The following is a 13,611-nucleotide window of genomic DNA, read 5'->3' on the forward strand; positions in this document are numbered from 1 at the left end:
TATCATTACCGATTGGTTTTAAGCGATGTGAACAACATTACCTTGCTTTGAATAGCGTGGTTGATTATGCTTTTTTATGAACTTTTCTATTTTCGACTTAAACTGTCGCTTAACGCCCTCCACGCCCAGGCTACTATTCTTGGCCATGTCATTAAAATCGCTAAATTTTCTGGGATTTTCAGACTGTTCATTGGGTGCAAAAGTTGGCAAGATAATCATGCCATTGACGGCCATGGCGGCTTCTGTGGCCTTTTCCTTGCCCGGATTCATGCCCTTGCTTAGCTCAAGATGTTTGTCATCATCGGCAGCGATCATTATCGGGATATGTGGATATTTTTCATGCAAGGATTTGGCGACTGATTTAAGATTGCCTGAATCAAAGGCTGAAACAACGGCTGGTAGCGCTGTTGCTTCTTTTATTGTTGCGGCAGTGGCATAGCCTTCGGCGATGATAATTACAGGGGTATTGGCCAGTTTATCCAGCCCGCCCAAGACATGAAAACAACCTTCTTTTCTCGAATTTTTTGCAAAGCGCTTAGTGCCATCATCGGCGATATATTGAACCGTCCAAATGGATCCTTCAGTATCGATGGCAGGAACGCAGGTTAAATTGTTGGTTTCATCAGTGTAAACGCCAGAATGAACCTGTATTCCTTTTGCTTTCAAATAGGGGGTTGGTTCGTTTATCTCATTCATTAGGGATAGTTTTTTCTTGAGCATAATCGACGTACTTCTTTGCAACTCTTCAATCTCAAGCTCGCGATTTCTTTGATTTTGTAGGGCTTGAGACTTGAGCGCCAACCTTTGTTCATCAGTCAAAACATAGCCTTTGCTTTTCCATTTCAGCTCTTCCCCGGTACGGTTGTTTTTGATGTAGCCAGCCGGCATACCGTCTAAATGAGCCACATAGAATCCAGCCTTTTCACCCTGTTTATCCCCATCCATTTCGATTCGGTGCGGCTTGCTGTCCATGACAGGGTGTTTGCCTGAGACAATTGCCCCCATGCTACTCAGTGCCTCTTTGAATTCATCTTCTGGGGAGATGGCTTTGTCTTGGGCCAATGCTTGTGGATTGGGTAACCATGGCTTGATTTTATCTAAAGGAACACCCGGGTTTGCATACCAGCATTTTTGGGCTATATCCCAGGCGATGGCGGCTGTGCCATCAGGCAGTTTTCCTGTCAGGGCTTTGGCTATCTCTTTGTCTTTGAAGGGAATTCCTAACCAAGTCTTTTCAGTGATGAGTTGTTCATTTTCCATAACTCTTCCCTCAATAGTTCTGTCTTCCCTGATTTCTATGGGCTGTGCCTGCTGGATTTCCTGAACTTGATCAAGAGCACAGATGTGATGGACAATCTTTTCCGCGTCTGCAGAGGCTCTGAAAATTTCGAGGGGATCATCCTCCAAAACCCGAATCCATGACTTAATATAGGCAGTATGTTGTGATGGGTCATGACCAATGCCGAGTTCAGCCCCTAATAACATGCTGGCAATTTCTGCTCTAAGTTCTTCCTTGGCATAGGCCTCACTGCCAAAGGGATGCCCCAGATCCCTGTCAAGCCTTGAAGGATGGCCGCTCCAATGACCAAGTTCATGCAGTGCTGTGGCATAATAATTGGCAGCAGATTTGAATTGTTCTTTGGGCGGCAGGTGAATACTATCGCTCGAAAGTATGTAAAAGGCTTTGTCTGATTCAGAATGAAAAATGGCAGCACCGGATTGCAGCAATAGTTTTTCTGCTTTTTCCACCATAGACCATTCCGGCTCTTTTGTTACAAGGGTAGGCATATTCTCAATTTGTGAGGCGTGGAAAACCGTTGCATAAAAGACCTGAGGTCTTTCAAGACTGGCTTGAATTTTGACTGAATTGCCCTGCTCATCCAGCACAGGGCGTCCAGTCTCATCTTCTTTGACTCGTTCCTCGTTAAATTTCCAGTATTGAATGTTGGTGCCTTTCTCACCTTTTCGCACCTGCGCATCAATGCTTTGCGCCTGTTTGTAGGTCAGCCAGCGATTGTCATCGCTTTGATTGAGCATCAAATACAGAGCATTGATGCCGCGATACCGTTTGCCAGTGACTGGATTAAAGGGAGCCTGACCATTGCCAATCCCTGGCTCCCAAGGCTTTAGCCAGGGTGCCGTTCCGCCTTTTAGACTTTCAATAATCTGGTTGGCCACAATTTGGTGGTAGGGTATTTTAGTCATAAGCTGCCTCCATAGCCTCATCTTCGCTAAGTGCATCCTCAACAAATGCGCCCATGATGTCCGCCTCAATTGGACTGACTTCAACTAAAAATCCGGGGATGACCAAATCCTCGAATTTTTCTGAAATTACATCCATTAGTTCGTTTTTATTCATCATGACTTTTCTCCAGTTTATTGATGACCCATAGGGGCCTTAACATTCCCTTGATTTGCCCTGTATGAACAAGGCCGTAGTAGCGACCATCAAAAGACCATTCGCTTTGACTGGTCATGGTCATCAGCTCGTCTTTGCTGAGTTGATAATTTGTGGCATGCCATTGGGGTAAGAGGCGATTTAGTCCATCTTTTAACTTCGGCTTCGAGAAAGGAATACGCTCCTGATTTACAAAGACACCGACTTTGGTTGTTGCGACGGTATCACCAGGGATGGCCACCACCTTTTTCATCAAATAGCCATAACCTCCGCAGTTAAGACCATGGTCTATATAGCTTCTATCAAGGCCAAGCCTGAAAGCTGGCCTGTTATCAGGGCAAAAGATAACATAGGCATTCTTGAGTTCGCCCTCGTGGGTAATGCGATATAGGCCTACCGGGATTGAATCGGTGAGATTAATACGAAATCCCATGGCGATTAAGAGATAGACCAAGCCAATCAGACTAATCAGGCAGACAGATAATGCTTTCATAGTCTGATTTCCTCATCCTTGCTTAATCTCAGGCGTAAGATATCGGACAATTTCGGGGCTTCAATGGCTGCTCGGGCGATAAAAACCGGATCTTTAAAATACAGGGGTTGCTTGCCATAAATCGCCGGAAAGCCCGCCGCATAAACCACCATATCACCAGCCTCAGTGATCAAGCCATTGGCATCCTTTTTTGGTCCTGGCATGCGCAAACACTCATCGACTGTTAATAATGGTCTTGATACTTCCTGGATGGTTTTAGATATTTGCGAGAGAAATGTTGAAATGCGTTTGCCGCTGGTAGTGATGTGTTCTTTAACGATGGTGGTTTGCCCCGTCAGCTTGGATAAATGCTCGGCAGTTTCCACCCGGTTTGGCGGGTAGGCATTTTGGATGTGGCAATTGGATGTAATGGTTTCATCCTGGCCATAACCCCGCTCACGGCTTTTCAGCTGATTGATGTCCTGACAGATTAAATAAAATTTAAGGCCGTACCCGGCAACAAAAGCTAAGGACTCTTGCAAAATATCGAGTTTACCCAGGCTTGGAAACTCATCAATCATGCAGAGCAGTCGATGTTTATAAGTTCGTTTCGCCCTCACATAAGAAAGCCCCTTATCGTCAGGCACACGCTCAAACTCCATCCTGTCTGCCAATAGACGCACTATCATATTAATCATAACCCGAACCAAGGGTTGTAGTCTGGCCTTGTCGTTGGGTTGGGTCACTATATAAAGACTCACCGGGCTTTCATGGTTCATCAAATCGCGGATACAAAAATCCGAATCAGAGACATTAAAAGCGACCACCGGATCACGGTATAAAGCCAAATAGGATTTCAAAGTCGATAAGACTGAACCGGCTTCTTCCTCAGGCCTGTCTATCATATCGCGGGCAGAGGCAGAGATAACCGGATGGGTCTTGCCTTCGATATGCGGGTATTGCGTCATTTCGATGAGTAAATCAGCAATATTGGTATTGGGGTCAACCAGCATGTGGTCGATGTTGGGAAAGGTGGCGGGCTCTCCCTGATTTTTTAGCTTGTAAATCGCATGTAAAATAAAGCCGACCAGAAGGGCTTGCGAGGTTTTCTGCCAGTGGGTTTCCAGACCTTTGCCGTCAGGGTCAACTACCAGTGTTGCGAGATTTTGCACATCACCCACCTCTGATTCCGTGCCTACCCGGATTTCATCTAACGGATTCCAGCGGGCTGAGCCTTTTAATGTCGCTGGTTCAAAACGGATGACTTTGTTGTTGGCATATTGTTGTCTCCACCCGGCAGTCATTGCCCACAGCTCGCCCTTTAAGTCGGTAATAACACAGGAATACTTCCAGGATAACAGGGTGGGAATCACAAGCCCCACCCCTTTGCCAGAGCGGGTGGGAGCATAGGTTAAGATATGCTCTGGGCCATTGTGGCGCAGATAATGAATCTCGCCCTGTTCATCTTCAAATGCCCCAACATAGACCCCTTCGTCATGGCCAATAAGGCTGGCATTTTTTAAATCCTCCATATTGGCCCATCTCGCTGAACCATGCAGGTATTCGCTGATTTCACCTTTTTTAAGTTGTTGACTGACAAGAATCACCATCATCAAAAAAAGGCTTGTGCTCATCACCACGATGCCAAATGCGGCGTTAAAATAATCCGGGTAGTATTGGTGATATTTAAAATTCCATAAAAAAAGCTGCCAAGGCAGATAAACATGGGCAAGCGAAAAGCCTAAATTTACGTGGTAATGAAATTTCCAGGCCAAATATTGGGTGCCTATTTGCAGGCTGACTATCACAGACAGCAAGGCCAAGCCAATCAGCGGCAGGTTAAACCGCTGATTAGGCTTTTGTCTCACTTGAGGGCCAATGGCTTTATTGGGTTTGTTCAGTGTCATTGATTATCTCCGGCGACCTTGCGATTAACAAACTGACTGACTTCATCAGTGCCTGAGCTAAAACTTCCTTCTGGCGCACCCATTGATCTGACGTTTGGCGCGGGTGGGTCTGGCGGCGTTGGCGGGGATGAGTCATTATTAGCATCCATTCGTTGATGAATGGCGTCGGCGATTTTACCCCCCGTGGTTTCTGCAACTTTCGCCGAGAAGGCCTCTCGGATAGAGGCTGCCTTTTCACGCGCGACTTCTGCGGCACCTGAGGCCAAATGAGATCCGAGGTGACCGGCAAATTGGGTCGCCCGCCCCATGGCCTCACTTAATCCGCCAGATTTAGGGCTAGAACCGCCATCTGAAACAGTGCCTGTGCTGACGCGCGATGCAGCATTGAAGGCCGCCTTCAATGCTGATAAACCACCGGCACCTTCAGCGCTTGCTGTGCCAGCAGCGCTGGCCAGAGCGGCGCCAGCAATTCCTGCAGCACCCAAGGCACCACCCAAGCCCAGACCACCTCCACCACCTGAGCCACCCGTGACAATCCCGCTTAAGACAGGTGGGATTTTATTCACGAGTACCAGTAAAAGAATGGCAACGACCAGCATGATAAACATTTCTTTCAGTAAAATGTCCTTTGCCATAGCAGCGTAATATTGATCAACAAAAGACTTGCCAATGCCAATAATCAAAATCATGGCGAAGGCCTGCAAGGCGATACCCAGCACGGTTTTGTAGTATTGAATGGCAATATCCTGTGTCCATCGACCACCACCAAAGCCTAAGAGAATAATGCCGCCATAGGTTAAAATCCAGGCGGTGATAAGGACAATCAGCATGTTAATACTGACCAGTGCCAAAACAACCAGAATCAGCCCAGCGACTATCAAGCCGACTGTGGTGGCAGCTGGTGACCAAATGGATGAGTTATCAATCGCCTTGGAGACTATATCAAAACCCACATCGACAATATCCGATGGCGATACATGGGCATCAATCCCCGAAGCATTAGCGGCGAGCTTGCGCATGGAATCCATGATGGCTGTTGCAATGGCCGGACCATTCTCTAGAAGCCAATAAAAAAAGCCGACAACCACAAAAAATCGCACCGTTTCAGCGAGAAACTCCTGAATATCTGCCCGACGCAAAGCCATAAGACCATAAGTCCAGACCATGCTGATTAAGGCCAAAGACCAAAAAAGGTAACGGGCATAGGCGAGCAAGGTTTGGCTCCACATGGACGCTGTGGTGGAAAACCGATACAGGATATTATCCAGCAAATCCCTGCTGTCTATACCGCCGCCTTGGGCATAACTGTTAATGGAAAACACCAGTATAAAGAGTGCAATTAAACAGGTGATTGTATTTTTTTTCATAGATCACCATTTTTTTCCAGAACTTTTGGTATAGCTGCCTCGCTTGAAGCAGGCATCCCCAATAACTTGCAATTCCTCACTGGTGCGACCTTCTCTGCTGCTTTCACAGGTAAGGGTGGCCAGATGCGCGGCTTTTTTGCTTGCCTTGGTTTCTGCACTGTCACAACCGGACAGTAAACAAGCCAGAGCTGCTATTGTCAGACCTATTTTTTTCATTGTTTCTCCTTGTTGTTTGAATTGAACTACCATTTTTTCCCTGAGCTTTTGTGGTAGCTGCCTGCGCGAAAACGCTCATCTCCTGCCGATTGAATGGCTTTCTTGTCGGCAGCCACAGCATCTTTTACCGCTTGGGCATTTTGTTGCGCCATCAATAAACCCCGGATCTGCATGAGTTGGTGATTTTGTTGACTGGCTAATTGTGAAGCAGCTTGAAGTGCCTGCTTTTGACCTTCGGCACTTTGCGCCTGGGATTGCAGGGTACGGAGTTTGGCGGAATCGGTTTTTAAGCTTTGCTGTTGTTTGTCGATGCCTCTGATCATGGCATCATTGGCGCGCTTTTCGGCAACGGAAGACGCGAGCCTTGCTTGTTTGATTTTTCTTAAGTCTTCAGCTGAACATTGGCCACTGTCATTAAAACAGGAGGTCTTCTGGTAATATTCCTGGCTTTGAAAGCGATCAAGATAGCCTTGCAAACTGCCAGCTTCTTGCTTGTAATAATCAATGGTATCCGTTGATTCAAGCAAGTTATTAATAACTGAGTTGGCGTTATCCCATTCAAAGGAAGTCAGTGACTTCGTATTTGCCAACATATTCTGGTATTGATTAACCTGGTTTTTGTACTGATCAACTTGCGTCTTATACTCACTTAGTTGAGTTGTAATCATTTTCGCATTTTGAATCCAGTTTGCAACGTCGAACACAGGTGCACCACTTGCAAAAGCATGAAGCGACCAGAGATAAACAAGCATGATTCTCAATTTCATAACATTTCTCCTATATTAATAAGCAAATTGGCGATAAGGCCGGTTAAAGGTTAAGTCTTTCACCACGATAATATTGAACCGGTAGCCAGGCCGAATATTGATAGTCGGAGAGACATTCAAATTCTTGGACACCAGCTGCGAGGTTACCTCACCCAATTGCTGGCCTAAGGCCTGACTTAAAACACTGCCCGCGGTTGGTTGGGCAAAGCCGTATTGGTTGGGTTGATTAATATTTTGACTGTAGGTAATGCCAGCGACAATGCCAGACATCAAAAGTGCAGAGCCATATATTCTTGCATAATGATGATCAACCTGATCGCGATAGCCTGCATATCCCGCACTATCTGAACCAGGCATAGAGCCGATATCCAGTGCTTTACCATCAGGGAAAACCAGTCTTTGCCAAGCAACCAGCACTGAGTTTTGACCAAAGCTCACATCGCTGGAATAAACCCCTATCAGTTTTGTGCCTTGGGGAATCAAAAGATGTTTGCCTGTTGGCGTGTCATAAACATTCTGCGAGACTTGACCGATGATTTGCCCCGGTAATTCCGAGGTAATACCGCTTACCATCACGCCGGGGATAACAGAGCCTGCCCGCAACTCAAATCGACTATTGGGATTTTCAAGCCTTGAGTTTAAATGCCAGCGCATCTCGTTTTCCTCTCCACCAATATTCAAGGCCACGGGTCTTGCATTTTGCTTTTGCTGCAAGGCTTGCAGTTGTGCTTTAAAGTGAGAGGCTACGTCTATATCCATGGTTACATCCTGGTTGGCTGGCAATGCTCTTGGCTGCTCTTTATTGTTCAACCGGGTGTTATCAACCATGATGGCGGTCTTGGCCTTGACCGCTTCCTCAAAATCCTGCGTTTTTTCTTGGCGGATGCGCTCTATTTCGGTATCTGAAACAGTTTGATCTTCCAAATCCTTGGGCTTTGGGAGGGGTTCCGGTAAGTCAATTGATGGCTTAGCGGTTTGAATTTCTTCAAAAGCTGGCAAGACCCCGGCCTTGCGATTTCCCACTATCTCATTGGCAAGGCTTAAGGTATTTTTTTTGGCACTCGCAATTTTTAATGGTTCTACGATCTGATTCTGTGCATTACCGCGCTTATATGCCACCAAGGCAATCAGCAGGACAAAGACAGTCAGAACACTAATAGCAATGACCAGGGGTAGATTATTAACTCGTTTCACACCGGCTGTGTTGAGCTTTTGGGGTGAAGAATCAGGTGTCAGCAAATCATTATTTGGTTTCATCAATATTACTCCTTGTGCGACCAGGCGCTAACTGGGGCAAGCTGGTTCTTGTTGCTGTCGTAAAGCCTGCTCAAGGCTTGGCTGTTGATATACAGGCTGACCCGATACAATTGCCCCAGATCTATCTCATCGACCACATAGAAAAAATTGGCCTTTTGCTTTTTCTGGACGTTTTCAATCACGCCATAGCCTTTTTTTCGCATCTCTTGAATGAGACTTCGCCCAAAATCATCAGTTACTTTTTGATTAAGGCAAAAGATATTCTGCGCCGGGGGATAAATACGGATTAATTGCTGCACGGCATCCTGAGCCAGATAAGCATTACGGCCTTCCGCTGGAGCAGTGAAATTGCCATAACGCATGGTTGTACAGCTTGATAACAGAATCATCAGTAGTATCAGACTTAATTTTTTCATCTCTAACACCTCGTAATGGTAATTTTTTCTTGGGATGAGCCGCTGCCAATAACCAGAATTGCCTTGTCAAAGACATTGTCTACAATGTAGCGACAGCCTTGCAGTCTATAATTGACCATCACTGATTCCGGCTTTTTGAAAAGCCCGCCGCCTCGTAAGACCAAGAGCGCTGGGGCTTCGTTTTGCGACATATTGGCCGGCATTTCAATAATGGTTTTAACGCCATTGTTATAGACCCGAACCGGTTTAAATCGTGCGTTGCCTTCAATCCTGTAATTGAAATTCAGATTGCCGAGGTACTCATTGGTTTCAGCAAAAGTATTTTCTTTTTGCCGTACAGCCTGCATACGTTTCAGCATCCGCCATTTGGCTTTGGCCTCATCGGGATAGGTGAATGAAACATAAGGCATAAAGTCATAGCGATCCGACTTTAAACGGAAATGGTAGGTTCTTCTGTCGGTAGTGACCACCAGCGAAGTATCAAGGCCGGCATCTTTAGGTTTAATCAGCAAATGGATTTGTTGATCCATGCCTGAGCCAGTAATCGAGGGTTCAACGATAAAGCGCGGGTCGCCCACATTCATATCGTTAAATTCTTCCCCTGGCTGCAAGGCAATATCACAAACCTGCAAGGGTGCGCAGACCACTCTGATTTGACCAGAACCATAAACAAAACTGACTGAGCCATCAGACGATTGAAAAGGCTTGCTGGTCTTGTCCCCCTGTTGAAAACGCTCAGCGATATTTAAAGCCAACTTATCATGGGCAGATAATTCAGGCAGATTTTTGGAAAAATACAGGTTGGCGAGTTCGTTATTGTCTTGAGCAAAACCTGCCAGCGGCAGCAATAAGCCCAATGAAAGGATTAATTTTTTCATAGCTATTCCCCATGTTTTAAGTCATAAGACCAGTTAAAATCGCGGATATAAATCAGGTGCGGGTTTTTCAAAATGGACTCACTGGCAATGTCATTGATCTCACTTTCCTGATACATGGTGACAATAGCCTTCATCAAGGCAGGCTTTTGTTTAATGGTTCCATCGCGATTTCTAGCCGTCTCAATCCAATCAACCTGCCAGGTGTCCTCAGTCTCTTTCAGAACAGATCTGATTTCGATACTGACCAGCTCATGGGCTGCTCTTTCAAAGGGATTGGATTGTTGCTTGTCGCTGTAGAATTCCTGAACCTTGGTGAGTGCCGCATCGTTTTGGTTTAAATAGGCATAGACCTGAAAAACAGCCTTTTTCTGCAACTCGCTATCGGCACTAACCATGCGCAGGTTCTCAATGAAATGCGCAGCCGTGGTGCGATAATCATCAATACTTGCCTGTCCAACTCGGTCAGCACGAGTCACTGAAAGGGTGTTACCGCTGTAATCCTGCTGAAATACCAGGGGAACAAACTTTGACTGGCTTCCAATCGCAATCAATCCGCCAACGGCAGCCAAGGCTACCAGTAAACTGCTTAAGCCTATCAGCTGCCAGATTTGCAGTGATTTCATCAAGCCTGCGGTGTGTGTATTCCAGGCTCTTTTGGCATTGAGATAAGGGTTATTCGTGAGTTTTAGTTTTTTGGATGCGGGCGTTAGCCATTGTCTGATTTTATTCATGCTGCTTCTCCATATTGGTTCAACGTGAGGCCTTTTTCCAAGAGCCAGTAATTCACCCATTGTTCGCCAAATTGTTGTTCCAGCTGTTTCATCCGCGCGATAGAGTCAGGATCGGTTGACCCGACAAAGGCTAACGCCCGCGGTCCTAATGCCAACTGATAAAGCCGCTGGCCTTTTTCACTGACGTAGTAGTAATCGCGTTTGGGTTGGGCGGTGGCTATGATGTCGATTTGTCGCGGGTTTAAGCCCATGCGCTCATAAATCAACCGTGTCTCTGGATCACGAGCAAAAAGATTAGGTAAAAAGATTTTTGTGGCGGTGGATTCAACGATAATGTCGAGAATGCCAGAGCCTGCTGCGTGTGATAAATGCTGTGTTGCCATAAAGACCACACAGTTTTTCTTGGCCATGGAATCAAGCCACTCGGCAATTTTATTTTTAAACACCGGATGCGCCAGCATCAACCAGGCCTCATCCAACAGGATAAGGGTTGGTCTGCCATCCAACGAGGTTTCAATCCGTCTAAACAAATATAGTAAAACTGGTAAGGCGAATTTCTCACCCAAACCCATGAGATGCTCAATTTCAAATGTCATAAAGGAGGACAAACCAAGACCATCGCTTTCGGCATCTAATAAATGTCCCATCAGACCATCAATAGTGTATTGTTTTAGGGTTTCACGAATAGGTTCGTCCTGAATAGTCATGACAAATTCAGACAAAGTTTTAGAGCCACTTTGATGCATGCTCATGATGGCATGGCCAATCTCATTACGCTGGGCAGGCGTTGTGTTTAAGCCATTTAAGGCCAGAATGGTATCAATCCATTCCATAGCCCATGCCCTGTCTGCTTTAGCCGATAAAAACTGCAGGGGTGCGAAGGTAAGCGTTGATGCTTTATCGGCAATAGTGTAATGCTCGCCACCGGTTGCCTTGCAGGTGGGGTACATCGACATGCCTTTATCAAAAGAATAAATACGCGCCTCTTTATATCGCCGCCAGGACAAGGCAATTAACCCGAGATGGGTTGATTTACCCGAACGGGTTGGACCAAACATGATGCCATGGCCCAAATCCCTAACATGGAGGTTCAGCCTGAAAGGTGTATTTCCGCTGGTGACACAATGGAGCAAGGGCGGTGACAATGCAGGGAACAAGGGGCAAGGCGCCTTATTCTCACCTGTCCAGATGCTGGACGTCGGTAACAAATCCGCCAGATTCATGGTGTTAATCAAAGGCCTTCTGATATTTTCAACTCCATGACCTGGCAAGCTGCCCATGAAGGCATCGAGGGTATTAATGGTTTCAGTTCTTGCGGTAAAGCCTAAGGCATTGATGTTCTTTTCAATCATCAATGCTGCTTTTTCAACTAAAACTCTGTCTTCATCCATCAATATAACAACCGAGGTGTAATAACCTTGGCCGACCATGCCTGAATTGGTTTCTGCAATGGCTGATTGCGCGTCTTTGACCATATCCAGTGCATCCTCATCAATTACCCCAGAGTTGGTATTAAAAACCTGATCAAAAAAGCCTCTCACTTTTTGTTTCCATTTTTTACGATACTTAGTGAAATGCGCGACGGCCTCATGCGCATCCATAAAGATAAAGCGAGAACTCCAACGGTATTCAACCGGCAATTGGGTCAGTGCCGTTAAAATCCCGGGAAAAGACTCCATGGGAAAGCCTTCAATCGCCACGCATTGAATGAACTTTCTGCCAATTTTAGGGGTAATCCCTGTGACCAGCTCCTGGCCGCCAATCAAGGCATCAAGATAAATCGGGTTTTTAGGCAGGTTAACCGGATGATTAAGGCCTGTGATGCAAAATTGTAAGTGTCTTAAGAAATTATCATGGACAGGCGAATTAGACTCCTTTTCAGCAACCAGTCTTTCAAGATGAAGCCCAGAACTCATCCGCGACTCAAAGTTCCGGCAAGATTGATTAAATTCCTCGATCAACTGATCGGTTTTGGCTTTATCACTCAAATGAACGCCATCGTCATCAAACATCAACTCTACAAAACGCTTTTGCGCCAATACAGGGGGAAACCAGGTCAAGGTAATCACGAAATACCCTTCATAAAGGGTTCCCAGTTGTTCAAATAGTGCCCGTCTTTCCTCATCAACAGCTAAAGAAATGGCATCAGGAAAATGCGAATGATTTATATCGCTGTAACCAGGCGCGGCCCGTCGCACCGCATCAACATGGATCATCCACCCATTACCCATGGCCGATAAGGCCTGATTGATACGAAATGAAAGCATTTCTCGCGCCTCATCGGTGGTATTGGCAATGTCTTCACCACTATAAAGCCAGGCGGTCATGAATGAGCCGTTTTTACCAACAATCACCCCATCATCAATCACGGCAGCATAGTTGAGCAAATCGCTCAAACCAGCTTGGTGCGACCTGTGTTTTTTTAAAAGTCGTTCACGTGTTTTCAAGCGGATTTCCCAGAACAACAGGCTTAAAAGAACAAGCCCTGTGCTGCTGATTAAAAAACTGATTAATTCAATCATTGATAACCTCTTCGATTAGTCCTAAACGGGGTTGAGCGCGCTGGATAATAGGCCTGATAGCGTCTTTGTCTCAGATAAATTGCTCGCATTGATGGATCTGATTTGGCCATGAGACGAAGACCTTTTAAGGCTGAAAACCACATCAATACCCCAACAAAGGCCGCTAGCCAGTCTTGAGCTGCAAATATCAGAATGGCGGACAGCAAACCTGAAAACATCACGAGCTCTCGGTCACCGCCCATGAAAAGACTCGGGCGGTTTCCACATTGGCGGATTGGGATAGTGCGCAAACTCATGACTGGATATCCTGCGCAATTGTTATCGTAGAGGGCTTGGAAATTTCAGCGCCTTTTCCGGTAATAGCCGTCATGGTATTTTGAGCAGCAACTAAAAAAGCTAGCACTAGAACAAAAAAGATTAAGGAGCGCATAAAGCCATTTAACTCACCACCAAAAATCAGCGTTGCCCCTGCAGCAACCAGACCGATAATGGCCGCACTAAAGGCAAAGGGTCCTGTGACAGATTTTTGAATTTTGGTGAGCCACGAGTCAAAGGGAAGGCCGCCACCAGCCGTTGCTGCTAAGGCTGGATGGGTGATTAACAGCAAAAACAAAATCGTTAATCCCATCAAGACAAAGTTCTTTTGATTCAATCGGGTTACTTGGTGCATTCATTTTCTC

The 13,611-nt window shown here is 46.0% G+C and carries 14 protein-coding genes; all 14 read right to left on the bottom strand.

Annotated elements, in window-relative coordinates; genetic code table 11:
* Positions 1-18: 18 nt before the first annotated feature.
* From Lsan_RS14075 to Lsan_RS14140, 14 genes are read right to left on the bottom strand one after another with little or no spacing between them, the layout of a single operon-like run.
* The gene (locus Lsan_RS14075; RefSeq protein WP_006871055.1) at positions 19-2,205 is read right to left on the bottom strand and encodes a zincin-like metallopeptidase domain-containing protein; all 2,187 of its coding nucleotides are present in this window, start codon (positions 2,203-2,205) and stop codon (positions 19-21) included.
* Positions 2,198-2,362, bottom strand: coding sequence for a hypothetical protein (locus tag Lsan_RS22515; protein ID WP_040535132.1), 165 nt, complete (start codon positions 2,360-2,362; stop codon positions 2,198-2,200). The genes Lsan_RS14075 and Lsan_RS22515 overlap by 8 nt, the downstream gene beginning before the upstream one ends.
* Entirely contained in the window at positions 2,352-2,891 is a 540-nt protein-coding gene (gene traF, locus Lsan_RS14085; protein WP_040535129.1) for a conjugative transfer signal peptidase TraF, read from the bottom strand. The genes Lsan_RS22515 and traF overlap by 11 nt, the downstream gene beginning before the upstream one ends.
* Positions 2,888-4,777, bottom strand: a complete 1,890-nt coding sequence (locus Lsan_RS14090) for a type IV secretory system conjugative DNA transfer family protein (protein ID WP_006871052.1) — start codon at positions 4,775-4,777, stop codon at positions 2,888-2,890. The genes traF and Lsan_RS14090 overlap by 4 nt, the downstream gene beginning before the upstream one ends.
* Entirely contained in the window at positions 4,774-6,144 is a 1,371-nt protein-coding gene (gene trbL / locus Lsan_RS14095) for a P-type conjugative transfer protein TrbL (protein ID WP_040535126.1), read from the bottom strand. The genes Lsan_RS14090 and trbL overlap by 4 nt, the downstream gene beginning before the upstream one ends.
* A 3-nt stretch (positions 6,145-6,147) precedes the next feature.
* Complete coding sequence (locus tag Lsan_RS14100; protein ID WP_006871049.1) at positions 6,148-6,360, bottom strand: hypothetical protein; 213 nt, start codon at positions 6,358-6,360, stop codon at positions 6,148-6,150.
* A 26-nt stretch (positions 6,361-6,386) separates the two neighbouring features.
* The gene (trbJ, locus tag Lsan_RS14105) at positions 6,387-7,127 is read right to left on the bottom strand and encodes a P-type conjugative transfer protein TrbJ (protein WP_006871048.1); all 741 of its coding nucleotides are present in this window, start codon (positions 7,125-7,127) and stop codon (positions 6,387-6,389) included.
* Between the two features lie 15 nt (positions 7,128-7,142).
* Positions 7,143-8,384 carry a TrbI/VirB10 family protein gene (locus Lsan_RS14110; protein WP_006871047.1) on the bottom strand — a complete coding sequence of 414 codons (1,242 nt, stop codon included), beginning with the start codon at positions 8,382-8,384 and terminating at the stop codon, positions 7,143-7,145.
* 5 nt (positions 8,385-8,389) lie between these two features.
* The gene (locus Lsan_RS14115) at positions 8,390-8,800 is read right to left on the bottom strand and encodes a conjugal transfer protein TrbH (protein ID WP_040535123.1); all 411 of its coding nucleotides are present in this window, start codon (positions 8,798-8,800) and stop codon (positions 8,390-8,392) included.
* A gap of 2 nt (positions 8,801-8,802) precedes the next feature.
* On the bottom strand, positions 8,803-9,678 hold the full coding sequence (gene trbG, locus Lsan_RS14120) for a P-type conjugative transfer protein TrbG (RefSeq protein ID WP_006871045.1): 876 nt from the start codon (positions 9,676-9,678) through the stop codon (positions 8,803-8,805).
* A 2-nt stretch (positions 9,679-9,680) separates the two neighbouring features.
* Positions 9,681-10,409: a conjugal transfer protein TrbF gene (locus Lsan_RS14125; protein ID WP_006871044.1), complete on the bottom strand. Its 729-nt coding sequence runs from the start codon at positions 10,407-10,409 to the stop codon at positions 9,681-9,683.
* Positions 10,406-12,931 (bottom strand): VirB4 family type IV secretion/conjugal transfer ATPase, encoded by a 2,526-nt coding sequence (locus tag Lsan_RS14130; protein WP_006871043.1) that lies wholly within the window; start codon positions 12,929-12,931, stop codon positions 10,406-10,408. The genes Lsan_RS14125 and Lsan_RS14130 overlap by 4 nt, the downstream gene beginning before the upstream one ends.
* On the bottom strand, positions 12,928-13,227 hold the full coding sequence (locus tag Lsan_RS14135; RefSeq protein ID WP_040535119.1) for a conjugal transfer protein TrbD: 300 nt from the start codon (positions 13,225-13,227) through the stop codon (positions 12,928-12,930). The genes Lsan_RS14130 and Lsan_RS14135 overlap by 4 nt, the downstream gene beginning before the upstream one ends.
* Positions 13,224-13,601 carry a TrbC/VirB2 family protein gene (locus Lsan_RS14140; protein WP_006871041.1) on the bottom strand — a complete coding sequence of 126 codons (378 nt, stop codon included), beginning with the start codon at positions 13,599-13,601 and terminating at the stop codon, positions 13,224-13,226. The genes Lsan_RS14135 and Lsan_RS14140 overlap by 4 nt, the downstream gene beginning before the upstream one ends.
* Between the last annotated feature and the right edge of the window lie 10 nt (positions 13,602-13,611).

It is taken from the genome of Legionella santicrucis (assembly GCF_001468135.1).
In the GTDB taxonomy this organism is placed as follows: Bacteria; Pseudomonadota; Gammaproteobacteria; order Legionellales; family Legionellaceae; genus Legionella; species Legionella santicrucis.

What these genes read in the sequence shown, in the direction of transcription:
- Lsan_RS14075 (WP_006871055.1), bottom strand. Translation starts at nt 2,205, where the DNA reads ATGACTAAAATACCCTACCACCAAATTGTGGCCAACCAGATTATTGAA.
- Lsan_RS22515 (WP_040535132.1), bottom strand. Translation starts at nt 2,362, where the DNA reads ATGATGAATAAAAACGAACTAATGGATGTAATTTCAGAAAAATTCGAG.
- traF (WP_040535129.1), bottom strand. Translation starts at nt 2,891, where the DNA reads ATGAAAGCATTATCTGTCTGCCTGATTAGTCTGATTGGCTTGGTCTAT.
- Lsan_RS14090 (WP_006871052.1), bottom strand. Translation starts at nt 4,777, where the DNA reads ATGACACTGAACAAACCCAATAAAGCCATTGGCCCTCAAGTGAGACAA.
- trbL (WP_040535126.1), bottom strand. Translation starts at nt 6,144, where the DNA reads ATGAAAAAAAATACAATCACCTGTTTAATTGCACTCTTTATACTGGTG.
- Lsan_RS14100 (WP_006871049.1), bottom strand. Translation starts at nt 6,360, where the DNA reads ATGAAAAAAATAGGTCTGACAATAGCAGCTCTGGCTTGTTTACTGTCC.
- trbJ (WP_006871048.1), bottom strand. Translation starts at nt 7,127, where the DNA reads ATGAAATTGAGAATCATGCTTGTTTATCTCTGGTCGCTTCATGCTTTT.
- Lsan_RS14110 (WP_006871047.1), bottom strand. Translation starts at nt 8,384, where the DNA reads ATGAAACCAAATAATGATTTGCTGACACCTGATTCTTCACCCCAAAAG.
- Lsan_RS14115 (WP_040535123.1), bottom strand. Translation starts at nt 8,800, where the DNA reads ATGAAAAAATTAAGTCTGATACTACTGATGATTCTGTTATCAAGCTGT.
- trbG (WP_006871045.1), bottom strand. Translation starts at nt 9,678, where the DNA reads ATGAAAAAATTAATCCTTTCATTGGGCTTATTGCTGCCGCTGGCAGGT.
- Lsan_RS14125 (WP_006871044.1), bottom strand. Translation starts at nt 10,409, where the DNA reads ATGAATAAAATCAGACAATGGCTAACGCCCGCATCCAAAAAACTAAAA.
- Lsan_RS14130 (WP_006871043.1), bottom strand. Translation starts at nt 12,931, where the DNA reads ATGATTGAATTAATCAGTTTTTTAATCAGCAGCACAGGGCTTGTTCTT.
- Lsan_RS14135 (WP_040535119.1), bottom strand. Translation starts at nt 13,227, where the DNA reads ATGAGTTTGCGCACTATCCCAATCCGCCAATGTGGAAACCGCCCGAGT.
- Lsan_RS14140 (WP_006871041.1), bottom strand. Translation starts at nt 13,601, where the DNA reads ATGCACCAAGTAACCCGATTGAATCAAAAGAACTTTGTCTTGATGGGA.